Here is a 25,067-nt window from a genome sequence, read left to right on the forward strand (position 1 = left end):
CCGGCCCTGTCGGGAGCGCCCGTCTGACAAGAGTGAGTGGCATTTGCTATTTTCCCAGGGAGGATTGCGACCGAGAAGGCCGCGTCGGCACCGTTGGCGCCGCTTGCTGAGCTTCGGCGACGTGTCTGATCTCCCCTGGCAGGGATTCCCAGACCTTGTGCATCTGTCCTTCTCCGACATGATGGGCAAGCACCTTGGACACGACCCTGAATGCATCCTTGGAATCGACCGGACGGGTCAATTCCAGCTCCGCCTCGATTTTGGCGAGAAACTCGTCGAGCGACCGCATCTTCTCGGGAGCTTTGGAAGGCTGATATTGGTCGTAGAAGGCGCCGCGCACCAGAATCGGAAGCTGCGAGCCGAGGTGGGCTGCAAGATCCGGCTGCATGCGGTCCCGCAGCGCGTGCAGTACCGCGCCGAGAACATGCCAGGCGATCTGCCGATCCGGCCCGATCTCGTCCATGATCTCGTCGAGCCAGATATTCGTCGTCTGCAGTGTCTTGTCGAATACGTCGAGTCCGGTGGCACTCATCGAAATCCTCCTTCCAATCAAATCCGATTACGGCTGATGTGACCAAACAGCCGTGCCTGCCTGTTGTTCCCGGTGCGCGTTCCCCGGTCGGCATTCAGCGTCGTCGGCGGCTCCGTCTTGACCGGATTCGAGCTGGTCTTTCGTCTCGACGACAAGAGCAGGACCGGCGAACTCGAAAAGGAGCAGCCGGACAGTCGCCTAGCGGCGGGGATCGTCCGTCGCCTCGGAAACGCCTTCGAGGGCGATCTTGGCGGCTTCCTCGTCGGTGCGACCGAGGTCGGCCAGGGCAATGACGCCGACGAGGCGCTTATCGTGGTTGATCACCGGAAGGCGCCGCACCTGATGCTTGGCCATGATCTTCGCCGCATCACTGATGTCGGCATCGTCGAAGCACCAATAGACATGCTCGGACATGACCTCGCGAACGGTGGTGTTGCCGGCTGAGCGCTCCTCGGCGACGCGGCCGACCAGTTCGGTCCGATGACTCATGATCTCCTGAACTTGCATGGGATATTCCTCTCTCTGATTGCCGAGGCAACAAGTCGCCAAAACGCGGCCGTTGCTGAGGATCGCGAGGTTGCCGGTTCGGACGAGGCTCGTACAGATCGCCATCTGCAGTGTTCTCGATCCGCGCTAATGCGCGTGATGGCACCTCGCGATCGAAACTATTCTTGGAACGTCCAAGCAGCGAGCGAGTTCCAAAAGAGTGTCGGCGCCGCAGGCTTGTTCACGGGAGTAGCCGCAGACTAGCCGTTGAGGCCTAAGGCTCAAGCAGGTTGGGGAAGACATACTCTGGGAAAACAGATGCACGCGGATCGAAAAATCATGGCTATCGTCTTTTCAGATCGCCGCGAGGCCGGGCGGCAACTAGCCGAAGAGCTCGTTCGCTTTGCCGGGCGCGACGACGTGATCGTGTTGGCGCTGCCCCGAGGCGGCGTGCCGGTTGGCTACGAGGTCGCGCAGGCACTCAAGGCACCGCTCGACGTCCTCGTCGTGCGCAAGCTCGGCGTTCCCGGCCACGAGGAACTGGCCATGGGGGCGATCGCGCCCTCCGGCGTACGGGTCCTGAACGACGAAATTGTCGGCGGTCTCGCGATCCCGCCAGATGTCATCGACGCGGTCGCCGCAAAGGAGGAAAAAGAGCTTCTGCGCCGCGAGCACCTTTATAGGGGCGGGCGGCCCCCGCCGCGGTTGAACGGACGAACCATTATCCTCGTGGATGACGGGCTTGCGACCGGTTCAACGATGCGGGCGGGGATCAAGGCGCTCCGAAAAAGCCACGCCGCCCATATCGTCGCGGCCGTTCCCGTCGGCAGCCCCGACACTTGCGACGCGATGCGGGCAGACGCCGACGAGGTGGTTTGCGCGACGACGCCAGAGCCGCTCCTTGGTGTCGGCCGGTGGTACGTGGATTTCTCACAGACGAGCGATCAAGAGGTCCGCGCGCTCCTCGCCAAATCCGTGCCCAAGCCTGCCGCTTCCAAAGAGGTCTCGCTATCCGAAGAGGCATCGGCTGGGCACGCGGCCGCCGGCTCGGCGCGCGGCAAAAGATCAACGTAGCGGAGGTGGGTATGGACGGGGTTTCAGTCAGCGAGCAGGTCGTGCGGGTTGCCGCGGATCGCGTCACGCTTGAGGGCAATCTGTCGATGCCCCCGGATGCTCGCGGCCTTGTGCTTTTCGCCCATGGCAGCGGAAGCAGCCGCCACAGCCCGCGCAACCGCTACGTGGCCGGACGGCTGAACGAGGCGAGCCTCGCCACGTTCCTCGTCGACCTGTTGACGGCCGAAGAGGAGCGGATCGACCAAGTCACTGCCGAGTTGCGCTTCGATATCGGGCTGCTCGCCGACCGGCTGATCAGCGTCACGGACTGGCTCGGCGCCTCGCCGAACACGTCGCTCCTGCCGCTTGGCTATTTCGGCGCAAGTACGGGCGCCGGTGCCGCCCTGGTAGCGGCGGCCGAGCGGCCCGACCAGGCCGCGGCCGTGGTTTCGCGTGGTGGCCGGCCCGATCTTGCAGCGCTCGCCCCGCCGCAAGTCCGGGCGCCGACCTTGCTCGTCGTCGGAGGCGCGGACACGCAGGTGATCGCGCTCAACCGCTCGGCGCTGTCGGCGCTCCACTGCGAAAAGGAACTCGCCATCGTCCCTGGCGCGACGCATCTGTTCGAAGAGCCAGGCGCCCTGGACGAAGTCGCGGACCTCGCGAGCCGTTGGTTCTCGCGCCATCTGAGTTCGGAGAGATCGACATCCTGATTGCCGCGCCTTGGATCACCCGGCCCGGGATCATTTGCGTCCTCAACGCGTTAGGACCTCATGTAGGACAGAGACAGCGAGCACTGCCACCCGAATGGCTGTCGCAACCCTTATGTGGGAGAAAGACAATGCCGGATAAGAAAACCATCGAGAAGGCCCAAAAGGACAAACGTGAGGGCAAGTCGCCGAGCACCCAGGCCGGCGAATTCGTGCACGAGGAGATTGACAAAATCCGCCAGGGCGAACACGGCGCGCGATCGACCCAGCAGGCCATCGCCATCGGACTTTCCGAGGCAAGACGCGCAGGCGTAGACCTGCCCCCGCCCAAAAAGGGCAAGGTGAAGGAGAGCACGCGCAAGAGCGCCGAATACGCCTACGAGGCCGGCCAGGGCGAACGCAGGCCGAAACGCCGCCCGCAGGTCTCGAAAGCCGTCTCCAAGGCGCTGGAGCACGAGCCGAAGAGCACGGCGTCGCACGAGGCGCTCTCGCAGCAGGCCAAGCGTGCGGCCTCGCGCCGGACGGCTGAGGAGCGCTCGGCCGCCGCGAAGAAGGCCGCCGAAACGAAAGGCGCTCGCGGAAGGAAGCAGGCAGCGCAGAAGGCCGCCAGAACGCGGGCACACCACGCATAGCGGATAACGCGTCGGCAAGGATCGGCTGAACAGTCCCAGCCACCCAGTCCGGCTAATGCTTGCGCACCTCACTCGACCAGCGCTTCACCTCGTCTTCGGCAAGGCCTCGCCATCGTCGCCCACCAGTTCGGGCGCGGTCGTCCGGATGTCATGGGCGAGACCGACGTCCTCCGAAAACCGCAGGATGACGATATTAGCGTTCGAGAGCGAGGTGGCTCGCTTGAAGACGAGATGTTCGTCGAGAGGAGAGCCATTCGAGTTGACGCAAAGCCCGCCTGGGCATGCCCGGGCGGGCTAAAGCATGCTTGTCAGCTCTTGCAGGCGGCCAAAACCCTCAGAGCCTTGTCTGCACTCGAATAGCTCGAGTATATTTTTTTGCCGATGGCCGTCATCTTTACTCCGTCGGGCTTCGAAGAGACCACCGTGCATGTCTTCGTGCTCGTGTCCTTGGCGACCCAATAGTGAGTCGCAGCAATTGCGGGAGCACCCAACAAGCCCATCAGTGCGGCGGCGATTACAAGGGTTCGTTTCATAGCTTCCTCCATTTTTCGTCTTTCAACAGCAGGCGCCTGCGCCAAAGATCGAGCAGCGGACGACACGACCGGACGGGTGAGCGACGAGTACGTCCGGGCGGCGAATGAACGATGATGAGGAAGCTTTGTTCCCGCCGAAATTTCTTGCCGGCCCGCAAACTATATCCGCCAGGAGTATGACCTTGCCCGGAATTTCCCGAGCTAAGGATTTCCTCGTAACCGGAGCGAGAGTTGGAAGGGACACGCTACACTCCGTGCGCTCACCATCGCCTTGCCGCACCGTCGGAATGGCACGCCGTCGACGGCGTCATTGTCGTTCACTGAATAGCGCGTCGGGTCGCAGGCCTTCGTTTATTCGGACCGAGCGGGAGGTGCCGCGAGAGTGCGCTTCCGCAGCGATGACCCCTGCACTCCTTGCCGCTTTCAGCAAGGCCTTTTGCGCGTCGCGCGCGCTGCGCCAGCCGTCCAGCGCGTCGCGACAGGCGCGCGAGGCTGCGCGCCAGTTGCGTCCGCGCGCCCATTCGGGCCACTGTTGGTCCAGGCACTCCAACGCCTCGAAGCTGCTTGCGACCTTGCGCGATGCGGTGCGGAACTTAAGGAATACGGGTTCGGAAAAGCGAACGTCGTTCATCACTTCCTCCATCTTTTTCGACGCCTTTTGCGAGCAAGCAATCGGTGCGCCATCGCGGCACGCCCTTCGAGATGGTGATGGTCTGCGCAACGTCAAGTGCACAGCCGGGCCGTCCGCATCCAGGTGCGCAAGGAGGCACGAGAGCCTTTTTCAATGGCTTGGTTTCAAGGGATTTGGTGACGTCAGTAGTGACGGCGAAATCACTTTGCTCACATCAGGCTGCTGGCGGATTTGATTTGCTTGGTGATCCCCCAACCTTAGGGCAAACTGCCTGCCGGGGCGCTAGGAGGAGAAATGAGAGCACGCGCAGCAACGCTTGGGGATCTGGAGGATGTGTTTCACGGCCTCTCCAAGCGGATGTCGGATGAATACGTGGCGGCCGGCAAGGACAGCAAGATCGCCTACGACAATCTGATGATGAATTTGAAAGAAGGCCGTGCTCACGCACTCGTTGAGGGCGACAAGGCCGTGGCGATCATCGCCTGGCATGAGAACAGCGACGCCGCCGATACGCTGTTTGCAGCGCAGGAGGATTTCTTCCGTGCCGCGACCGTTCGCTTCTGCAAGCGGCATATCAGGCACATCCAGGCGCTCGCCGGCAACCTCCCCATCCACTCGCGCAGCTGGCTCCAGGGACCTGACGTCGCCAGATGGTTTCATATCATCGGCTATGTCGAGCGTGGCCAGGAGAGCGGCGCCACTCTGTACGAGCTGCCCCCGGCCTCAGCCAAATAGAAATCGGCGCTTGTTGCAAAGCGCAGCGAGCGATAGAGCCGACGAAGCGCTCTCCCGGGGCGCCGAGACGCTCCGCCATCAGCCGTCCTGGTTGAGCCTGACGCGCTGCCGTTGATTTCCAGAGGTTTCCTGCGACTATCGGCATGCGCCTGCGACAGATCGAGGTCGAAACAATGTATCCCGAGTACTCCGATGACGTTTTCGTCGATCTCGTGCCCGAGCTGTTCGGCCCGTCGGAAACAATCGTGGCCCGCTATCGGGGACTTCTCGCCACCGCCTTTCGCTATCGATCCGGTGTTGCCGGTCTTCGGATCAGCAACGCAAAGGGCGAAATCGTCGTGCTGCCCTTCCAGGGACAGCAGATTTGGGACGCAACGTTCCTCAACCGCTCCCTGACCATGCGCTCGATGTTCGACGAGCCCGTCGCGACCCGGGACTACCTCTCGAACTATGGCGCGTTCTTCATTCACTGCGGCGCCACAGCGATGGGCAATCCTGGCCCGGATGACCGCCACCCGCTTCACGGCGACCTGCCAAATGCGCCCTATGGGCATGTGCAACTGATCGCCGGCAGCAATTCCGAAAGGCCCTTCATGGCGTTGACCGGGCACTGCCGACAGACCGTCGCCTTCAGCCACGACTATCTGATGAAGCCTACCGTGCGGCTGCAGCACGACGCCACAAGCGTGGCCGTCGACATTGCCATCGAGAACCTGAAACGCTCGCCCATGGAGCTGATGTACCTGGCGCACATCAACTTCAGGCCGGCCGATGGCGGGCGCCTGATCGACACCGTCGCCAATGATCACGCCGACATTGTCGTGCGCCAAGTGCTTCCACCCTTTTTTGAACCGAGCGAAAGCTACCTTGCCTATCGCGACGCCGTCGTAGCCGACCCTTCGCGGCATCGCATATTGACCAAGGGCGAGCCGATCGATCCCGAACTCGTGCTGACGATGAAGGCGAAGGCAGACGACGAGGGCTGGGCGCACGCCCTACAGGTCCATCCGGACCGGACAGCGGATTTCGTCAGCTTTCGCCCCGAAGAGCTCAATTATGCCGTGCGCTGGATCACGCGCGGTGCCGATCAGGACGCGCTTGGCCTCGTGCTGCCGGCGACCGCCGAACCCGACGGCTATCTTGCGGCGAAGGAAAGAGGTCGCCTGGTTCGCGTCGCGCCGGGGGAAACATTCCGCTGCGCCCTGCGCTTTGGCGCTATGAACGCGGAGGAGGCCACACAACGAGAACAGGTCATTGCAGCGTTGAAGGGTAACGGCCGGTAGCTGGCGCCCCTCACCGCGCGATTGACGGTGACCGGCAGGATCGACATGTGGTTCTCGCAGGCATGCAGCTCGAAGCTGGGGTGCACGCAGGGAAAAGCATCAAGATGCTTCGCCATCGTCCGCTCGAATTCGTCTGTGCGTCTCACCTTCGCAGCAGCCACATCAGCACCGGGCCGCCGATCAGCGTCGCGACGAGGCCGGCGGGAATCTGGCGTGGGAAGATGGCTGTGCGACCGATCCAGTCGGCGACGACCATGATCAGCGCGCCGACGAGCACCGCGCCAATGGCCTGCGGCAGCGCACGGGAAAGGCCAAGGCGACGGGCAAGGTGCGGCGCCATCAGGCCGATGAAGGTCAGCGGGCCAACGATCAGCGTCGAGGCGGCGGTGAGCGCCGCGACCATCAGCAGCACGAGAAGCCGCGTCCTCTTCAGGTTGATGCCAAGGGCTTGCACGGCGGCGGAGCCGAGCGGCAGGATGTCGAGCCAGCGTATGAAGAGCGGCGCGAGCGCGAAGAGGCAGACGGCGATGCCACCGGTCAGCAGGGCGGCGCCAATATCGACGCCATAGGTCGAACCAGTGAGCCAGTTGAGCAGCAGCATTGCGCGAGGATCGCCGGTGGCGGTGAGCACAAGGATCAGCGCATCGAACAAGGCCGTCAGTGCAATGCCAGCAAGCAGCAACCGCTCCGACGCATAGGCGGCACGGCGGCCGATCGACAGCGTCACCAGAAGAGCGCTGAAGGCGCCGATGGTTGCCGCTGCCGTCTGAACAGGGCGTCCGGCATCGGAGAGCGCAAACAGCGCCACCATCATGCCGAGCGCGGCGCCGGCGCTGATGCCCAGCACTTCGGGACTGGCCATCGGATTGCCGGTCAGCCGCTGCATCATCAGCCCGGCGAGCGCCAGCATGGCGCCGGCGCTCGCCGCGGCAAGCACGCGAGGCCACCGCCACGATAGCATTGGCCGTAGCTCGTCGCCGAAAGCAAAGGTCCAGCCATGCGGCCCCGGGCCATAGAGCAAAGCCAACCCCAGCAGCAAAAGCAGAGCCAAGCCGATCGCCGCCAGCAGGAGGTCGGGCCGGTTTACGCGAGGCAGGCGGGCGGCCGTCAAGGCCGGGGTTTCCAACCCAAGCGCAAGCCGCGGCAGCAGCCAGAGCAGCAGCGGCGCGCCGAGAAGTGCGGTGATCGCGCCGGTCGGCAGCAGGTCGCCTTGCGGTCCGGTGGCGATCTGCACGGCCTGATCGGCGGCCCACAGCAGCGCGCCGCCGACGAGCGGCGCCATCACCAGCTGCTGGCCCAGCCGTCGTGCACCGCCGATGCGCGCAAGGGTGGCTGCGGCCAGGCCGACGAAGCCGATGACGCCTACAGCGGCAACGACGAAGGCGATCAGCGCGACGGCGGCTGCCAGTCCGGCGAAGCGATAGGCGCCGAGCGGCACGCCAAGGCTGCGCGCGCCTTCATCGTCGAGGCCTAGCAAGGTCAGCGGCCGCACCATGAGGAAGATCGCCAGCGCAGCAGTGCCGATGCGTGGCAAAAGCCACAGCGTCGTCGACCAGTCCTGCTGGCCGAGCGAACCGGCGCCCCAGATGAACAGGCTGGCCAGCCATTCATGCCGCAGCACAATGAGCGCGGCACCGATGGCGCCGGCATAGAGGCTGATCACAAGCCCCGCCAGCACGACCGAAAGCGGCGACAGGCCCTTGTGCCAGGACAGAGCGAAGACGGCGGCCAGCGCCGTGAAGGCGCCAGCCAGCGCCACCCATTCGCGGCCGAACGCAAGCAGGGACGGTGACAGAAGCGTCGCCAGTGCCAGCGCCAGATAGGCGCCCGCCGAGACGCCGACCGTTTCGGGCGAGGCGAGCGGATTGCGTAGAACCTGTTGCAGGACCGTTCCGGCAAGCCCGAGTGCGGCGCCGCACAAAAGGCTGACCGCAAGCCTGGGCAGGAAGGCGTAGTGGACGAGCACCTGTCGCATGTCGGCGATGTCGGGGGCGGCGAGCGATTGGAGCCAGAGCGCCGATGGCAGCTGCACCGTGAGGTTTGAGACGGTTGCCGCTAACGCTGCCGCGACCAGCATGGCGCAAAGCAGGATCGCGCCTACCGGCTGGTTGCCGAGAAGGCCCCCTGGCAAGGCTCGGCCGGCCGACGCAGGCTTTCCCTCTTGAGCGATGGTCGCAGCACCGTCAGCCATGAGCAGCTTCCGCGCTCAGTGCCGACGCCAGGACCCGGGCAAAACGGGTCGCGGACGGAAGCGCGCCGAACATCAGGACGGCGGGAAGACGCATGATCGAGCGGTTGCGCACGAAGGGCATGGCGTTCCAGACCGGGCTTTCGGTCAGCGTGCCGCCGGCGCCCTCGGGCAAGGGTTCGAGATAGGCCAGGCGTGCGTCGCTGGCTGTCGCCAAACCTTCGATGCCGACGGTCGAAAACCCCCAATAATTGGTCTCGCCCGTCCAGGCGTTGCTGAGCCCGATACGGTCGAACACCTCCTGAAACAGACTTTTCTTGCCGTAGACGCGCACATTGCGCGGGTCCATGAAGCTGACGACATAGATCGGCTGCGCCGAAAGCGGCGCCAGCTGCTGGCGAACTTCTGAAAAATAAGCATCCGTTGCCGCGATCAGCGCTTCGCCTTCGCTTTCCTTGCCGACAAGCCTGGCGAGTTGGCGCGTCGCCTCGACGGCGCGCCGATAGGGCTGCCCGGCTTCGGTATAGAGCCCGATCGTCGTCACCGGCGCCACGCGTTCGAGCAGCGGCTTGATGCCGTCGATATACGGCACGGACAGGATGATGTCGGGCTTGAGCTGCTGCAGCAATTCGAGATTGGGCTCGAGCAGCGTGCCGACATCGGCGATATCGGCCGGCAGCGGCGGCTCGACGACCCAGGTCTCCCACACTTGACGGTCGGCAATGGCAACCGGCGTCACACCCAGCATAAGCAAGGTCTCGGCCAGCCCGTCATCGAGGCAGACTATGCGCGGCCTGCGGGGTTCGGCCGTCGCCGACGCCATACCCGCGAACGGCAGCGTGAAAAGCCCCAGTGCCTGGCGCCGGGTCATTCGACACGGATGATCGGGCATGGCTCTCGGCTGGAGCTCTCGGTCTCTCTGCACTGCGGCGCGCCTGCTTTTCGATTTGGACTCCCGATTGACTATGAAACATGAACTTAATAGTCAACATTTACGCGCTCCGACAGGCCTGCTTTTTTGCCAGAGGGATTGTCAGGCGCAACCCGTCCGCCGGCCGCAGGCGATTCGGCCTGCGGGAGCCCCGTGCGCATCACGCGAAAATCGCAGTCCGCGAAACGCAATCCACGTGCCGAATCATTTTTCCTCCACGACTGCATTCCATGATAGAGGGACGGCAATCGCCGGGTCCCGGATAGCCAGAGACCCGAAGACGGCCAGGGCGCGAATCAAAAAGGCGGCTGCGAACCGCCGCCAGAAGGCGTCAAAAGACCGGTCGAACGCATCAAGGCAGTGCGATCGGGTTGCGCTCGGCAAGGCTTGATGATTTGTTGCCGCTATACGGAGAACGAATGATGCGAGAGCCTGTCGGTCAAGACGAGTATGGGTCGACCAACCCCTTCGATCCGGACGACCTGCCGACGTTGAACGCGATCGGTCCGAGCATGGGGAGCGGCAACGATTTCGAGAAATACGCCGTTGCCGTGATCATCGTATTCGGCGCGCTGATCATTGGCGGACTGATGGCCGCATCGATGGTCTTCGGGCACCGCAACGGCTTCCTCTTCGCGCTTGGCGGCGCCACGTCCGCCTGGATATCCGGCAACGCGCTGCTGCTCGACCGACCGCGCATCTACGCGCTGTTCGTCGGCATTGCCGCCGTGATGCTGATTGCCTCCACCATCACGCTGGTCTTGTGACGACCATTGCTTCTATGCGCCAACCCGCTTGAGCAGCGGGCGATCAACCCGAATCGCTACGCTGCTCCAAGCCCATCTCCAGCCTTGCCAAGCTCAGTATCCAAGCGCCTCGCCAGAGGCCGCGCGGCTGTCGATGGCGCCATTGTAGCGCGCGCCGCCGCCCTTCTCGATTTCCGCCAGACTTTTGCCGCCGATCAGGATGCCTGCCGCCTGGCCCCAGGTCTGGTCAGCGAGATCGAGGTGATAACCCATGCCGGCCAGCAGCTTCTCGGTATCCGGCGACAGACCGAACGGCTCGATATAGACCTTATCCGGCAGCCACTGGTGATGGATACGCGGCGCGTCGATCGCCTCCTGGATGTTCATGCCATGGTCGATGACATTGACGATGGCTTCCAGTGTGATGGTGATGATGCGCGAGCCGCCGGGGCTGCCTATGACCATGAACGGCTTGCCGTCCTTGGCCACCACGGTTGGACTCATCGACGAAAGCGGCGTCTTCTTGGGCTGGATGGCATTGGCCTCGCCCTGGACCAGACCATAGAGGTTGGGCACGCCGGGCTTCTGGGTGAAATCGTCCATCTCGTTGTTGAGCAGGATGCCGGTGCCATCGGCGACGACGCCGGCGCCGAAGGAGCCGTTCAACGTGTAGGTGACCGCAACCGCGTTGCCGTCACTGTCGATAATCGAATAATGGGTTGTCTCCTTGCTCTCGCCAAAACCCTTCGGCATCAGGTCCTGCGACACGCCGGCCCGGAACGGGTCGATCTTGTCGCGGATATCCTTGGCGTAGGCCTTATCAAGCAGTTTCGTGACCGGGTTGTCGACGAAATCGGGATCGCCGAGGGCCGAATTGCGGTCGACATAGGCGAAGCGCATCGCCTCGACCATGACATGGACCGTCTCGGCCGAACCTGGGCCGAGATAGGACAGCGGATACCCTTCCAGCACGTTGAGAATTTCGCAGATGATGACGCCGCCTGAGCTTGGCGGCGGCGAGGAGGTGATCTCATAGCCGCGATAGGAGCAGGTCACGGGCTTCAGTTCGCGGACGGCATATTGTTCGAAATCCGGCCTGGCCAGGATGCCGCCCTTGGCGCCACTCGCCTTGACGATGGCGTCGGCGATAGCGCCTTTATAGAAGGCATCAGGACCTTTTTCCGAAATGGCGGTGAGCGAGGCCGCAAGATCAGGCTGGATCAGCCGCTCGCCGATGCCGTAGGGCTTGCCGCCGGGTTTCAGGAAAATGGCGGCGGCGGCGGGGTCCTTCGCCAGCCTGTCGGCGCTGCCGGCAAAAGAGGCGGCGTCGCCCTGATTGAGGATGAAGCCATCCTTGGCAAAGCTGATTGCCGGCGCCATCAGATCCTGGCGGGACAATTTGCCGTATTTTTCGCGTGCCATCTCGAAACCAGCCACCGAGCCCGGCACGCCGACGGCGAGATAGCCGTCGAGGCTGGCACCCTTTACCGGGTTGCCGTCCTTGTCGAGATACATGGTCTTGGTCGCCGACAGCGGCGCCCGCTCGCGGAAATCGAGGAAGGTCGATTTGCCATCCTTGAAGCGGATGGTCATGAAGCCGCCGCCGCCGATATTGCCGGCATTGGGGTAGACGACGGCGAGTGCATAGCCGACGGCAACCGCCGCATCGACAGCATTGCCGCCCTTCTTCAAGACTTCGATGCCGACTTCGGAGGCCAGATGCTGGGCCGTCACCACCATGCCGTGCTCGCCTTTGGCCGGCGCCGGCGATGCAGCAAAAGTCAACTGTAGTGGCGCAAGCGCAAAGGCGACGGAGAGACTAACGGCGATCAGGGTTCGACGGTTGAGAGGCATGGCGGTTCTCCGGGCGGGGGGTGCGCCTAGAAGAGCCTCTCGGATCAATCGAGTCCATTCACAAAACGGTCCCTCACGAAGCAAACCGGTGAGGGGCAATATCGGCTGGGAGTTCGCCTCAGACAATGCCGCCCGAACCGCCGGCGACCGCCGGCCGTTCCGCCGCGACCTTGGCCCGGTAACCCGCCGCCCGATAGGCCGCAACCGGGTCGATGGCGCCGCCGGTCTTCAGCCTAGCCATGGCGAGAATCGGCTCGACATCGGTGCGATAGGCCAGTTTTAGCGTCTGCGTCGCCATCAACGCATCGTTGCTGTCCTGGTACCCTTCGAGCGCCTTGCGGTCGACCAGCAGCGCCTGCGCATAGGCGCGCTGCACCTCGACCGCCGACAGCATCAGGCTTTCGATCGGGTCGGTGACATTGTGGCTTTGGTCAAGCATATGCGCGGGATCAAAACCCTCGGCGCCCGAAAGCTCCGCATCGACCAGTTCGTTGAAGACAAGGAACAGCCGGTAGGGGTCGATCGAGCCGGCATCGAGATCGTCGTCGCCATATTTGGAATCGTTGAAGTGGAAGCCGCCAAGTTTTTTGAACTGGATAAGCCGCGAGACGATCATCTCGATGTTGACGTTGGGGGCGTGGTGGCCGAGATCGACCAGGCAGAACGCCTTGTCGCCCAGTTCCCTAGCGATGATGTAGTTGGTGCCCCAATCCTGCACGACGGTGGAATAGAAGGCCGGCTCGTACATCTTGTGCTCGCTGAACAGCCTCCAGTCAGCGGGCAGCCCAGCATAGATCTCCTTCATGGCGTCTAGATAGCGCTCGAAGGCCTTGGCGAAATTCACCTGACCGGGAAAATTCGAGCCGTCGCCGATCCATACCGTCAGCGCCTTCGAACCCAGCGTCTTGCCGATCTCGATGCATTCGAGATTGTGCTCGACCGCTTGCCGGCGCGTGCCGGCGTCGGCATGCGACAGCGAGCCGAATTTGTAGGAGAGTTTCTGGTCCTTCGCATCCGAGAAAGTGTTGGAGTTCATGGCATCGAAGCCGAGGCCAAAGCGCGAGGCTGCCTGCTTCAGCCGGTTCGGGTCGGCCTTGTCCCACGGAATGTGCAGCGACACGGTCGGCGTCGCCTGCGTCAATTGCCTGATAACGGCGCAGTCCTCGATCTTGTCGAAGATGTCGCGGGGCTCGCCGGCGCCGGGAAAGCGGGCAAAGCGGGTGCCGCCGGTGCCGACGCCCCAGGACGGAATCGCCACCGCGAATTTCTCGACCTTGTCGCGGATGGCATCGATGGCGATGCCGCGACGGTCGAGGCGCTCGCCGAGCGAGGCGTAGTCGCGCTCGAGGTTGGCTTTGCGCGCGGCGTTGTCTTTGCCGACGACGTCGGCGGAGATGATGGTTTCGGACACTGCTATTCCTCCCAAAATGCTTTCGGCCGGCGCTGCCCGTCATCCGCCTGCCGGAAGCGCTTCGGCGTCGGCGGCGCCGCCTTCAGATCATTAGCGCGTAAAACTCTGCGCATTGCCCGCGTCGACATTGATGATGTTGCCGGTCGACTTGGCCGACATGTCGGAGGCGAAGAAATAGATCGCTTCGGCGATGTCTTCCGGGAAGACCGAGCGCTTCAGCATCGAACGCGAGCGATAGTGCTCCTCCAGATCGTCGGTCGACATCTTGTACGCCGCGGCGCGCTGTTCCTTCCATTCGCCGCTCCAGATCTTCGAGCCGCGCAGCACCGCGTCCGGGTTGACGACATTGACCCTGATCTGGGCTTCCGCTCCCTCCAGTGCGAGGCATCGAGCGAGATGAATCTCGGCGGCCTTGGCGGTGCAGTAGGCGGCGGCGTTGGGCGAGGCGGCAAGTCCGTTCTTGGAGGCGACGAAGACGACGTTGCCGCCGATGTTCTGCACGCGAAACAGCCGGAACGCCTCCCTGGAGACCAGGAAATACCCGGTCGACAGGATATCCATATTCTTGTTCCACAGCGCCAGCGTCGTCTCCTCGATCGGCGCCGAGGAGGCGAGGCCAGCGTTCGACACCAGAATGTCGATGCCGCCGAACTCGACCGCCATCTCGGCAAAGCCGGAGATAACCTGCTCCTCCGAGGTGACGTTGATCGGCACCGGCCGGACGAAATCCTTGCCATAGGCTTTGGACAATTCGTCGTTGGCGCTGGCGAGCGCTGTCTCGTCGATGTCGGCCAGCACGACGCAGGCGCCTTCGCTCAGCAGCCGGTTGGCGGTCGCGCGACCGATACCGCCGGCGCCACCGGTGACCAGCGCGATCTGGCCGGCAAGAGCTTTTGGTTTCGGCATGCGCTGCAGCTTCAGATCCTCGAGCAGCCAGTACTCGATGTCGAAGGCTTCCTGCGCAGGCAGGCCGACATAGCATGAGACGGTCGAGGCGCCGCGCATGACGTTGATGGCGTTGACATAGAATTCGCCCGAGATGCGCGCCGTCGCCTTATCGCCGGCGAAAGTGAACATGCCGACGCCGGGCATCAGATAGACAACGGCGTTGGGATCGCGGATGGCTGGCGAGTCGGCGTGCTTGCAGCTGTCGTAATAGGCCTGATAGCCAACACGATAGGCCGCGACGTCGTCGGCGAGGCGCGCGATGACGGCATCGACATCGGGCTTTGCCGGATCGAACTCGATGACCAGCGGACGGATCTTGGTGCGCAGGAAGTGGTCAGGGCACGACGTGCCGAGCGCCGCCAGCGGGCGCAGATTCCTGGAGTTGACGAATTCGAGAACGGCGGGCGAATCGTCGAAATGACCTGTCTTGTGGCTCTTTTCCGAGATCAGGCCGCGGATTTTCGGCATCAGTTTCGCGGCAATGGCGCGGCGTGAAGCGGAATCGAGCGACTTGACCGCTTCGCCGCCGAAGATGGCGACGCCTTCGGAGCGGCGCTCGAACCATTCGATCGCCTGATTGATCACCGAGATCGTCGTCTCATAGCATTCCCGAGGAGTGTCGCCCCAGGTGAACAGGCCGTGGCTTTCCAGGATGACGCCCTTGGCCGCGGGATGTTCGAGGCAGAATTTCTCCAGCCACAGGCCGAGTTCGAAGCCGGGACGCTTCCACGGCAGCCAGCCGATGGCGTCGCCGAAGATCTCCCCGGTCAGCGCCTTGGAATCCTTGGCCGCGGCAATGGCGATGATGGCGTCCGGATGCATGTGATCGACAAAAGGCTTCGGCACATAAGCATGCAGCGGCGTGTCGATCGAGGCGGCGCGCGGATTAAGGTTGAAGGTGCAGTGCGGGAGGAAGCCGACCATTTCGTCTTCGTGCTCAACGCCGCGATAGAGGCCTTTGAGCGCGCGCAGCTTGTGCATGTAGAGGGTGGCAAAGCCGTCAAGCTTGATCGAGGCGCTGTCGCCGCCCGAGCCCTTGACCCAAAGCACCTCGACATCCTCGCCGGTGAGCGGGTCTTTCTGCCATATCTTCGAGGAGGTGTTGCCGCCGCCATAATTGGTGACGCGCTTGTCGGAGCCAAGCGTGTTCGAGCGATAGACCAGAAGTTCCGGCTCGCTCATCGCTTGAGCCTTGGCCTCGTCCCACAGATTGGCGAGCCGCGCGCCGGTGCGCTTGTCGAGCATATGTAATCCTCCCGAAGGCACGCAGACGGTGCGGCCAATTTTGCCCAAATTTCCACGGAAGCAGCCCGTTTGTCAATCACAAACGATCAAGATCGATCATATTGCACTGCACAATGAAATTATATGATCGGAAATGATTGACACTGCGCGTTTTGGGTGCCTAGATGCCGAGGCAGGGAGGAACCATGCACGAAAAAGAGCGCCACAGGATCATTCTGTCCGCCGTCCAGGAAAAACCTGTGGTGACGGTGCAGGAGATGGTCGACCTGACGGAGTCCTCCGAGGCGACGATCCGGCGTGACATCGCGGCACTCCATGTCCAGAAGCGCCTGCGCCGTGTGCGTGGCGGCGCTGAAGCAATCTCGCCGCCGCAGTTCATTGGGCTGGCCGGCCGGCCCTTTTCCGTCAATGAAACGATCAACGCCTCGCAGAAGCGGGCAATCGCGCGTGAAGCGGTCGAGCTGTGCAAGGACGGTGAGCCGATCATCATCAATGGCGGCACCACCACCTTCCAGATGGTGCATTTCCTGACCGGCCGCCGCATGCCGATCTTCACAAATTCGTTCCCGATCGCAGAGCACCTGCTCAAGCACTCCAAGAATACGGTGATGCTGTCTGGAGGTACCATTTATCGCGAGCAGAACATCATCCTGTCGCCCTTCGACAATGACGTGACGCGCAATTTCTATGCGCGCCTCATGTTCATGGGCGCGCAAGGGCTTGGGCCGCTCGGTTTGATGGAGGGCGACCCGCTGCTGATCCAGGCGGAGCAGAAACTGATCGACCAGGCCGACGAACTGGTGGTGCTGGTCGATTCCTCGAAATTCCGCAAACGCTCCAGCCTGATCCTGTGCGGCCTGTCGCGCATCGCCACCGTCATCACCGATGACGGCATCGAGGATCGCGAAGCCAAGATGTTAGAGACCGCCGGCGTGACGCTGATCGTCGCCCGCAAGTCGGCAAAGGAAGAATCTTCGCTGCAGGCCTGAGACACTCTCACGCCAGCAGCGGCGATGGAATGCAACGCTCAAGGGAGGATATTCGATGAGCTTCTTGAAGAAATTGATGGTGACCGCGGCTTTTTCAGCCGCCATGTTCGTGAATGCAGCCTATGCCGAGAACGTCAAGATCGCGCTGGTGGTGAAGTCGCTCGGCAACGGGTTCTTCGATGCCGCCAACAAGGGCGCCGAAGAGGCGGCCAAGGAACTTGGCGACGTCGACATCATCTACACCGGCCCGACCAAGGCGACCGCCGAAGCGCAGATCGAAGTGGTCAATTCGCTGATCGCCCAGAAGGTCAACGCCATCGCCATTTCGGCCAATGACGCCGACGCGCTGGTGCCGGTGCTGAAGAAGGCGATGGAACGCGGCATCACCGTCATCTCCTGGGATTCGGGCGTCGCCAAGGAAGGTCGCCAACTGCATCTCAATCCGTCCGACACCGGACTGATCGGCGAGACCATCATCAAGCTTGCCGCCGATTACCTGCCGGAAGGCGGCGAAGTCGCCATCCTGTCGGCCTCCTCGACCGCCACCAACCAGAACGCCTGGATCGATGCGGCCAAGAAAATCCTGCCGGAGAAGTTCCCCAAGATCAAACTCGTCGCCACCGTCTATGGCGATGACGATTCGGCCAAGAGCACGGACGAGGCCAAGGGCCTGTTGAAGTCCTATCCGAACCTCAAGGCGATCATTGCGCCGACCACCGTCGGCGTCGTCGCCGCCGCCCAGGTCGTCACCGATGCAAACCTGATCGGCAAGGTCAATGTCACCGGTCTGGCGCTGCCGTCCGAGTTCAAGAAGTTCATCGACAACGGCGCCAGCCAGGCGGTTGCGCTGTGGAACCCGATCGACCTCGGCTATTCGGCCGTCTACCTCGCCCATGATCTGGCGGTGAAGAAGGAAGAGGCGAAGCCTGGTGCCACGCTGTCGATCGGCCGCGTCGGCAAGGTCACGCTCGACGACACCAACTCGGCTGCGATGGCTCCGCCCTTCCAGTTCGACAAGTCGAACATCGAGAAGTTCTCCAAGATCTATTGATCCCGGACGCTCTTCAAACTGGCGCGGCGGGACCTCAAATCCCGCCGCGACTTCAAACGAACCTTGTTTCAGGGCTTGATACGACTATGGACACGACAGCCCAACACAGCGCGGCAACCGAGCGGCCTCCGGCCTTGGCTCCACGCCTGACGCTGTCCGGTATCTCCAAGAGCTTTCCCGGCGTGCGCGCGCTGCATAATGTCAGCCTGTCGCTCTATCCGGGCCAGGTGACCGCGCTGATCGGTGAGAACGGTGCCGGCAAGTCGACCCTGGTCAAGATCATGACCGGCATCTACCAGCCCGACACGGGCACAATCAGCATCGACGGCCAAGCCGTCACCCTGCCCAGCGCGCACGCGGCTTTCGGACACGGCGTCACCGCCATCCACCAGGAAACCGTGCTGTTCGACGATTTGACGGTTGCCGAGAACATCTTTCTCGGTCACGCCCCGCGCACGCGGTTCGGCACCATCGACTGGCGCACGATGCGCAAGAACGCGCGCGAAGTGCTCGACACCATGCATGCGGGTCATATCCACGCCGATGCCCGGCTGAAGGATCTCGGCATCGCCAACAAGCATTTGGTCGCCGTGGCCCGGGCCATGTCGATCGACGCTCAGATCGTCATCATGGACGAGCCGACCGCCGCCCTTTCGATGAAGGAGATCGAGGAGCTGTTCTTGCTGATCGAGTTCCTCAAGAGCGAAGGCAAGGCGATCCTGTTCATCAGCCACAAGTTCGACGAGATCTACCGCATAGCCGACCGCTACACGGTGTTCCGCGATGGCGAAATGGTCGGCGAAGGCCTGATCAAGGATGCGGGCCAAAGCCAGATCGTGCGCCTGATGGTCGGCCGCGCCGTCGACCATATCTTTCCGCAGCGCAAGGCTGAGATCGGCGCGCCGGTGCTTTCCGTTTCCGGACTGTCGCATCCGACCGAGTTCAACGATATCGGTTTCGAACTGCACAAGGGCGAAATCCTCGGTTTCTACGGCCTTGTCGGCGCTGGTCGCAGCGAGGTGATGCAGGCGATATCGGGCATCACCCGCACCTCAGGCGGCACGATCACGCTCGAAGGCAACAAGATCGCGCCGAAATCGGCGGCGGATTCGATAGAAGCCGGCATCGTCTACGTGCCGGAAGAGCGCGGCAAGCAGGGCGTGGTGATCGGCCTGCCGATCTTCCAGAACGTCTCGCTGCCTTCGCTCAAGCGCACCTCCAGATCCGGCCTGCTGCGACTGTCGGAAGAATTCGCGCTCGCCCGCTCCTTTACGGAGCGGCTCGACCTGCGTGCCTCCTCGCTCAGCCAGGATGTCGGCACGCTGTCGGGCGGCAACCAGCAGAAGATCGTCATCGCCAAATGGCTGGCGACGGCGCCCAAGGTGATCATCCTGGACGAGCCGACCAAGGGCATCGACATCGGCTCCAAGGCCGCCGTGCACGGCTTCATGGCCGAGTTGGTGGCGCAGGGCCTGTCGGTGATCATGGTATCGTCGGAACTGCCGGAAATCCTTGGCATGTCCGACCGCATCGTGGTCATGCGCGAGGGTCTCGTTGCTGCTGTCTTCGACAACAAGGGCCTGGACGCCGAGACGCTGGTCAGGACGGCAGCAGGGATCGTCGCATGAAAGCATTTTTCAAATATCGTGAAATCTGGTTGCTTGCCGCCATCGTCGTGCTGATCGGGCTGATATCGACGCGCTTCCCCGCCTTTGCCGATCCCGGCAATTTGCGCCAGGTGTTCAACGACACCTCGATCCTGATGATCCTGGCGCTTGGCCAGATGGTTGTGATCCTGACCCGGTCGATCGACCTGTCGATGGCGTCCAATCTCTGCTTCACCGGCATGGTAGTGGCAATGCTGAACGCCGCGCATCCGGCAATCCCGATCCCGCTGCTGATTGGCATCGCCCTGGTCGTCGGCCTGGTGCTCGGCGCCATCAACGGCCTTTTGGTCTGGCGGCTGAACATCCCTTCGATCGTGGTGACATTGGGCACGCTCACCATCTATCGCGGTGCCACCTTCGTCCAGTCAGGCGGCGCCTGGGTCAATGCCGACAAGATGAGCTCGGACTTCATCGGCTTTCAGCGGGCGGCGTTCCTCGGCATTCCGGTGCTGTCCTGGATCGCCATCCTGGTCATCGTGCTATTCTTCGTCCTGATGACGCGCACCGCGCTCGGCCGCTCGATCTATGCCATCGGCGTCAACCCGACGGCTTCGGTCTATGCCGGCATCGATGTCGGCCGGACGAAATTCATCGTCTTCTGCATCTCCGGCATGATCGGCGGCCTCTCGGGATATCTCTGGATCTCCCGCTATGTGATTGCCTCGGTCGAGGTCGCCAACGGCTATGAACTCAACATCATCGCCGCCTGCGTCATCGGCGGCATCTCGATCGCCGGCGGCATCGGCTCGGTCGGCGGCGCAGTGCTCGGCGCGCTGTTCCTCGGCATCATCTCCAACGCACTGCCGGTCATCAACATCTCGCCCTTCTGGCAGATGGCGATCTCGGGCAGCGCCATCATTCTGGCCGTCGTGCTCAACGCGCGCGGCGAACGCCGGCAGGGCCGCATCATCCTGAGAAAGGTGGAGGCGGCATGACCGACATCCCTGCCCCGCGCCACATTCCCGACCGGCTCGACAAGCCGCTGCGTTCGGCGATCTTTTCCTGGGAAGCGCTGCTGGTCGTGGTGGCGGTGGCGATCTTCGCCATCAACAGCCTTGCCTCGCCGTATTTCCTCGACCCGTACTCGCTGTCCGATCTCACCTTCAATTTCACCGAGAAGGGTCTGATCGCCTTCGCCATGGCACTGCTGATCATTTCGGGCGAGATCGACCTGTCGGTGGCCGCGATCATCGCGCTGGCGTCGACCATGATGGGCATGGCGGTGCAGGCTGGGGCCGGCATGCCGGTGCTGGTGCTGATCGGCATCGTCGTCGGGCTCGGCTGCGGCGCCTTCAACGGCCTGCTGGTGACAAGGCTCGGACTGCCCTCCATCGTCGTCACCATCGGCACGATGAGCCTGTTTCGCGGCATCGCCTTCATCATCCTCGGCGACCAGGCTTACAAGGGCTATCCCGATAGCTTCGCCTTCTTCGGCCAGGGCTATGTCTGGTGGGTGGTGTCGTTCGAACTGGTGCTCTTCCTCATCGCAGCCGTCGTTTACTGGTTCCTGTTGCACCGCACGAGTTTCGGCCGTCGTGTCTTTGCCATCGGCAACAACCCGGTCGCAGCACAATTTTCCGGCGTGCGCGTCGGCCGCACCAAGTTCATCCTGTTCTGCCTGACCGGCCTGATGTCGGGCATCGCCTCGGTGCTGATCACCTCGCGCCTCGGCTCGACGCGACCCTCGATCGCGCAGGGCTATGAGTTGGAAGTCATCACCATGGTGGTGCTCGGCGGCGTTAGCATCCTCGGCGGCGCCGGCAGTATTCTGGGCGTCGTGCTGGCCGCCTTCATCATGGGGTTGGTGACCTTCGGGCTTGGCCTGCTCAACGTGCCCGGCATCGTCATGTCGATCTTCATCGGCCTGCTGCTGATCATTGTCATCGCGCTGCCGATCGTCTGGCGGCGGCTACGCGGAGGACGTTGATGCCGCAGAAATACGCGTTCAAGATGAAGCTGAAACCCGGCATGAAGGCCGAATACAAGAAGCGCCACGACGAGATCTGGCCGTCGCTGGTCGCGCTCCTGAAGCAGGCCGGCGTTTCCGATTATTCCATCCATCTCGATGATGAGACCAACATCCTGTTCGGCGTGCTGTGGCGCCGAGACGACCACGGCATGGACGACCTGCCTAGGCATCCGGAGATGCAGCGCTGGTGGGCACACATGGCCGACATCATGGAGACGAGGCCGGACAACGAACCGGTGGCCGTGCCGCTGGAAACCGTGTTCCACATGGAATGAGCACGATACGCCACATCGCCGTCATCGATATCGGCAAGACCAACGCCAAGGTGGCACTGGTCGACCTCGCGACGCTGAGCGAGATAGCATTGCGCCGCATAGCCAATGCGCCGGTGCGGCAGGCGCCCTACCCGCATCATGATGTCGAGGCCTTGTGGACATTCATCCTCGACAGCCTTGCCGGCCTCAACCGCGAACAGCGCATCGACGCCGTATCGATCACCACACATGGCGCGACGGCCGCGCTGGTCGACGCCTCGGGCGAACTGGTGCTGCCGGTGCTCGATTACGAATTCGATGGCCCCGACAGGCTGGCAGCGGACTATGACGCGATCCGCCCACCTTTCGCCGAGACCGGCACGCCGCGCCTGCCGCTCGGCCTCAATCTGGGCGCGCAATTCTTCTGGCAGCAGAAAAGCTTCCCGACGCAATTCGCCAAGGCCGCCGCGATGCTGATGTACCCGCAATATTGGGCCTTGCGCTTGACCGGTGTCGCAGCCAACGAGGTGACGTCGCTCGGCTGCCACACGGACCTTTGGAACCCGTGGACGGCCGATTTTTCGTCATTGGTCGACAGCGTGGAATGGCGCGGCTTGATGGCGCCGGTGAGGCCAGCCAGGGACCGCCTCGGCCCGATCCTGCCCAGTGTCGCGGTGCGAACCAGCCTTGACCCGCAAACGCCGGTCTTCTGCGGCCTGCATGATTCCAACGCCTCGCTGCTGCCGCATCTTCTCTCCGACAAGCCGCCCTTCTCCGTCGTCTCGACCGGCACCTGGGTGGTGTCGATGGCGGTCGGCGGCAAACAGATTGCGCTGGATGCGGCACGCGATACGCTGGTCAATGTCAACGCACTCGGCAATCCCGTTCCCTCGGCGCGCTTCATGGGCGGTCGCGAGTTTTCCGTGCTGACGAAGGACCGGCCGGAGCAGTGGAGCGAAGATGATGTCAGCGCCGTGTTGGCGCGAAAAGTGCTGCTGCTGCCATCGACCCAGCAAGGATCGGGGCCGTTCCCGCATCAGGCCGCGACATGGCTCAACGCCGACGACATGAACAATGGCCAGCGCTTTGCCGCCATCTCATTCTATCTGGCGCTGATGACGGCGACCTGCCTCGACCTGATCGGCGCCGACGGCCCGACCATCGTCGAAGGCCCCTTTGCCCGCAACCGGCTCTTTGTCGACATGCTGGCAGCAGCGACGGGGCGCACCGTCGTCGCATCCGAGGCTGCCACCGGCACCAGCATCGGCGCCGCACTGCTGGCGTCGGGTCCGGTAACAGCGCACGGCAAGGGCGAACGAATAGAACGGCCGACCGACCCGGTCTGGGCCGACTACGTCAGCGCCTGGCGCGCGGCGGTCGAAGCGCAAAGCTGACTACAAAATCCGCTTGCCGAAAGCCGACATGACGAAGTTGACCACGTCGGTGCCGATCCGAGGCTCCAGATCCGAGGTCAGTCCGGAAACGTCCATCGACAGCAGTCCGCCGGAGAGCGCGATCGCCTCCATCGCCTGATGCGTTTCGCGCACGGTGAGGCCGCCGGAGCCCGCAGCCCAGCCTGCGAATTCGGTTGCTGTCGGCGAGTAGCTGACATGGAAGCCTTGCGTGCCGGAGGTGGCGATTCGGATCGCTTCGTGCATGAGGTCGCGCATGCCCATGGCGTCGATGTCGGTCATGGTGAAGGCCGACACGCGCGAATCCTTTAGCACCCGCGCTTCGGCCGGATCGGCATGGCGCAAGCCGACGATGACGACATTCTCCGGCGACAGCTGCGGCTGCAGCGCACCGGCCTTGTGGTCGAGACCGAGTGTGCGCGCCAGCACCGAGCCTTCCGGCAGGTCGATGCCGTCCTCTTCCTCGGGCATCAGGGCGGCAATGGAATCGATCCAGATCAGGCCGAAGGAATGCGTCGCGCGCGCCGTTGCGGTCAGCGCCTTGTGAGCGATGCGACGGTCGGCGCCGGCAGTCAGCCGGATCAGTCCCGATGGCGGCCGCTCGACATCGGCCAGTTCCACCACGTCGAAATTCATCGCTTCCAGCCGCGCACCGGTGCCTTCACGGGCCAGGATGCCGGCAGCCCCTTGCTCGGCGGTGATCTGCACCATCTTGCGGCCGGAGAAGTCCTCGACATCGTGCATCGGGGCCTTCTCGACATATTCCGAGGTCATCGCCAGCAGCATGGCGCCATAGCTCATGCGGAAGGCGACGCGGTCGCCAACGGTCGGCGGCGGATCGGCATCGGCAACATCCAGCAACAGGTGGTCGCTGGAGGCGCCGAGCACTCTTATCCCCTTGGCAATCGGCGTCAGGCCCTCGACCAGCACATCCTCGCGGCCGATATTGGCAATGGCGCGCAGCCTGTCGCCCTCGTCGGGGAAGACCGGCTGGTTGCCGAAGGCATCGAAGCCGGATTGGCCGATCGGCCGTGACGGCTTGAGCTTGACCTCGATGATATCGCTGGTCAGCCGGCAGGCATCAGGTTCGAGTTCGGCCCAAGGCGTGTCGCGAAAGGTCTCGACGCCGCCTTGCAGGATCGCCTCGCCGACACGCAGATTGTTGATGCCGGCCGGCAGTCTGCCTTCGAGCAGCAATGGCAGCGACGACGAGGCGCCGCCGGAAATCACGTCGAGGCTTTTGCCGGACAGGCGTTCGGTCTTGTAGGCGTGGGCGACGAGCTGGCCGAGATTTTCCGGCGTCGGCATGATGGCGCCGAAGCAGCCGAGATTGGTGCCGATGCCGGCGATGCGCACCCCTCTGTACTGCAGGATCTGCTCGACCGTCGGGATCAGATCATTCGGCCAGATGCCTTCGCGGAGATCGCCGAGATCGATCATCAGCATGATGTCGTGGACGCGGCCCATGCGCTCGGCGATGCGCGAAATCTCGCGGATGGTGGCGAGTTCCGACTGCAGGCTGATGTCGACGGTGCGCACCACCTCCTCGACACGCGCCATCGGTGGGCTGCGTAGCAGCATGATCGGCGCGTTGATGCCGCTGTCGCGCAGCCGGCGGATGTTTTCGAAGCGGGATTCTGCGATGCCGGCAACGCCACCGCGCAGCATGGCGCGCGCCACCTGCGGCATGCCGCAGGTGCCCTTGGTGACGCCGAAGACCTTGACGCCCGAGAGCGCGCAGCGCTCGACGATAGTGCGCGCATTGCGCTCGATGCGACCAAGGTCGATGGCGACTTGCGGTCCCGACATC

23 protein-coding genes and 1 pseudogene are annotated in these 25,067 nt (G+C 63.2%); 13 read left to right on the forward strand and 11 right to left on the reverse strand.

What is annotated here, in order from left to right; genetic code table 11:
- Positions 1-46 precede the first annotated feature (46 nt).
- Together NKJ90_RS08290 and NKJ90_RS08295 are read right to left on the reverse strand one after the other, a co-directional pair.
- Entirely contained in the window at positions 47-532 is a 486-nt protein-coding gene (locus NKJ90_RS08290) for a DUF2267 domain-containing protein (protein WP_023757993.1), read from the reverse strand.
- Positions 533-730: 198 nt separating this feature from the next.
- Positions 731-1,021 (reverse strand): CBS domain-containing protein, encoded by a 291-nt coding sequence (locus NKJ90_RS08295; protein ID WP_032907131.1) that lies wholly within the window; start codon positions 1,019-1,021, stop codon positions 731-733.
- Between the two features lie 336 nt (positions 1,022-1,357).
- Between NKJ90_RS08295 and NKJ90_RS08300 the strand changes: the two genes are divergently transcribed.
- The 3 genes from NKJ90_RS08300 to NKJ90_RS08310 all read left to right on the forward strand — a co-directional run bounded on the left by NKJ90_RS08300 (position 1,358) and on the right by NKJ90_RS08310 (position 3,410).
- Complete coding sequence (locus NKJ90_RS08300) at positions 1,358-2,092, forward strand: phosphoribosyltransferase (protein ID WP_023757995.1); 735 nt, start codon at positions 1,358-1,360, stop codon at positions 2,090-2,092.
- An 11-nt stretch (positions 2,093-2,103) separates the two neighbouring features.
- Positions 2,104-2,781 carry a dienelactone hydrolase family protein gene (locus NKJ90_RS08305; protein ID WP_023757996.1) on the forward strand — a complete coding sequence of 226 codons (678 nt, stop codon included), beginning with the start codon at positions 2,104-2,106 and terminating at the stop codon, positions 2,779-2,781.
- 128 nt (positions 2,782-2,909) lie between these two features.
- Positions 2,910-3,410, forward strand: a complete 501-nt coding sequence (locus NKJ90_RS08310) for a DUF6496 domain-containing protein (protein ID WP_023757997.1) — start codon at positions 2,910-2,912, stop codon at positions 3,408-3,410.
- Between the two features lie 55 nt (positions 3,411-3,465).
- Here NKJ90_RS08310 and NKJ90_RS08315 read toward each other — a convergent pair.
- The 3 genes and pseudogenes from NKJ90_RS08315 to NKJ90_RS08325 form a co-directional block, all read right to left on the reverse strand.
- Positions 3,466-3,659, reverse strand: a pseudogene (locus NKJ90_RS08315) (nucleotidyl transferase AbiEii/AbiGii toxin family protein); the annotation flags it as partial.
- A gap of 59 nt (positions 3,660-3,718) precedes the next feature.
- The gene (locus NKJ90_RS08320; RefSeq protein ID WP_352485910.1) at positions 3,719-3,943 is read right to left on the reverse strand and encodes a hypothetical protein; all 225 of its coding nucleotides are present in this window, start codon (positions 3,941-3,943) and stop codon (positions 3,719-3,721) included.
- Between the two features lie 307 nt (positions 3,944-4,250).
- The gene (locus NKJ90_RS08325) at positions 4,251-4,574 is read right to left on the reverse strand and encodes a DUF982 domain-containing protein (protein ID WP_023757999.1); all 324 of its coding nucleotides are present in this window, start codon (positions 4,572-4,574) and stop codon (positions 4,251-4,253) included.
- A 294-nt stretch (positions 4,575-4,868) separates the two neighbouring features.
- On the opposite strand from NKJ90_RS08325, the gene NKJ90_RS08330 reads away from it, so the two are divergent.
- Together NKJ90_RS08330 and NKJ90_RS08335 are read left to right on the forward strand one after the other, a co-directional pair.
- Complete coding sequence (locus tag NKJ90_RS08330; protein WP_023758000.1) at positions 4,869-5,309, forward strand: hypothetical protein; 441 nt, start codon at positions 4,869-4,871, stop codon at positions 5,307-5,309.
- Positions 5,310-5,452: 143 nt separating this feature from the next.
- On the forward strand, positions 5,453-6,592 hold the full coding sequence (locus tag NKJ90_RS08335; RefSeq protein WP_023758001.1) for a DUF4432 family protein: 1,140 nt from the start codon (positions 5,453-5,455) through the stop codon (positions 6,590-6,592).
- 142 nt (positions 6,593-6,734) lie between these two features.
- Here the strand turns inward: NKJ90_RS08335 and fhuB are convergent, their stop codons facing one another.
- A complete protein-coding gene (gene fhuB / locus NKJ90_RS08340) occupies positions 6,735-8,783 on the reverse strand; it encodes a Fe(3+)-hydroxamate ABC transporter permease FhuB (RefSeq protein WP_023758002.1) in 2,049 nt (682 codons plus the stop codon).
- Positions 8,776-9,651 (reverse strand): ABC transporter substrate-binding protein, encoded by an 876-nt coding sequence (locus NKJ90_RS08345; RefSeq protein ID WP_023758003.1) that lies wholly within the window; start codon positions 9,649-9,651, stop codon positions 8,776-8,778. The genes fhuB and NKJ90_RS08345 overlap by 8 nt, the downstream gene beginning before the upstream one ends.
- Positions 9,652-10,130: 479 nt before the next feature.
- On the opposite strand from NKJ90_RS08345, the gene NKJ90_RS08350 reads away from it, so the two are divergent.
- Complete coding sequence (locus tag NKJ90_RS08350) at positions 10,131-10,478, forward strand: hypothetical protein (protein ID WP_032907080.1); 348 nt, start codon at positions 10,131-10,133, stop codon at positions 10,476-10,478.
- A 93-nt stretch (positions 10,479-10,571) separates the two neighbouring features.
- On the opposite strand, the gene ggt is transcribed toward NKJ90_RS08350, so the two are convergent.
- The 3 genes from ggt to NKJ90_RS08365 form a co-directional block, all read right to left on the reverse strand.
- Positions 10,572-12,311 (reverse strand): gamma-glutamyltransferase, encoded by a 1,740-nt coding sequence (gene ggt, locus NKJ90_RS08355; RefSeq protein ID WP_023758006.1) that lies wholly within the window; start codon positions 12,309-12,311, stop codon positions 10,572-10,574.
- Between the two features lie 118 nt (positions 12,312-12,429).
- Positions 12,430-13,722, reverse strand: coding sequence for an L-rhamnose catabolism isomerase (gene rhaI / locus NKJ90_RS08360; protein ID WP_352485911.1), 1,293 nt, complete (start codon positions 13,720-13,722; stop codon positions 12,430-12,432).
- A 90-nt stretch (positions 13,723-13,812) separates the two neighbouring features.
- Positions 13,813-15,915, reverse strand: coding sequence for a bifunctional rhamnulose-1-phosphate aldolase/short-chain dehydrogenase (locus NKJ90_RS08365; protein WP_023758008.1), 2,103 nt, complete (start codon positions 15,913-15,915; stop codon positions 13,813-13,815).
- A gap of 185 nt (positions 15,916-16,100) precedes the next feature.
- Here NKJ90_RS08365 and NKJ90_RS08370 point away from each other — a divergent pair, with 185 nt between their 5' ends.
- The 7 genes from NKJ90_RS08370 to NKJ90_RS08400 all read left to right on the forward strand — a co-directional run bounded on the left by NKJ90_RS08370 (position 16,101) and on the right by NKJ90_RS08400 (position 23,239).
- A complete protein-coding gene (locus NKJ90_RS08370) occupies positions 16,101-16,904 on the forward strand; it encodes a DeoR/GlpR family DNA-binding transcription regulator (protein WP_023758009.1) in 804 nt (267 codons plus the stop codon).
- A 55-nt stretch (positions 16,905-16,959) separates the two neighbouring features.
- Entirely contained in the window at positions 16,960-17,955 is a 996-nt protein-coding gene (gene rhaS / locus NKJ90_RS08375) for a rhamnose ABC transporter substrate-binding protein (RefSeq protein WP_023758010.1), read from the forward strand.
- An 86-nt stretch (positions 17,956-18,041) separates the two neighbouring features.
- On the forward strand, positions 18,042-19,583 hold the full coding sequence (locus tag NKJ90_RS08380) for a sugar ABC transporter ATP-binding protein (protein WP_352485912.1): 1,542 nt from the start codon (positions 18,042-18,044) through the stop codon (positions 19,581-19,583).
- Positions 19,580-20,557, forward strand: coding sequence for an ABC transporter permease (locus NKJ90_RS08385; RefSeq protein WP_023758011.1), 978 nt, complete (start codon positions 19,580-19,582; stop codon positions 20,555-20,557). The genes NKJ90_RS08380 and NKJ90_RS08385 overlap by 4 nt, the downstream gene beginning before the upstream one ends.
- Positions 20,554-21,549, forward strand: coding sequence for an ABC transporter permease (locus NKJ90_RS08390; RefSeq protein WP_023758012.1), 996 nt, complete (start codon positions 20,554-20,556; stop codon positions 21,547-21,549). Before NKJ90_RS08385 ends, NKJ90_RS08390 begins: the two co-directional genes overlap by 4 nt.
- Entirely contained in the window at positions 21,549-21,866 is a 318-nt protein-coding gene (gene rhaM / locus NKJ90_RS08395; protein WP_023758013.1) for an L-rhamnose mutarotase, read from the forward strand. Before NKJ90_RS08390 ends, rhaM begins: the two co-directional genes overlap by 1 nt.
- Positions 21,863-23,239, forward strand: coding sequence for an FGGY-family carbohydrate kinase (locus NKJ90_RS08400; RefSeq protein ID WP_023758014.1), 1,377 nt, complete (start codon positions 21,863-21,865; stop codon positions 23,237-23,239). Before rhaM ends, NKJ90_RS08400 begins: the two co-directional genes overlap by 4 nt.
- On the opposite strand, the gene NKJ90_RS08405 is transcribed toward NKJ90_RS08400, so the two are convergent.
- The gene (locus tag NKJ90_RS08405) at positions 23,240-25,066 is read right to left on the reverse strand and encodes an alanine racemase (RefSeq protein WP_023758015.1); all 1,827 of its coding nucleotides are present in this window, start codon (positions 25,064-25,066) and stop codon (positions 23,240-23,242) included.
- Between the last annotated feature and the right edge of the window lies 1 nt (position 25,067).

Origin of the sequence: Mesorhizobium sp. M0051 (assembly GCF_040323235.1) — a bacterium.
In the GTDB taxonomy this organism is placed as follows: Bacteria; Pseudomonadota; Alphaproteobacteria; order Rhizobiales; family Rhizobiaceae; genus Mesorhizobium.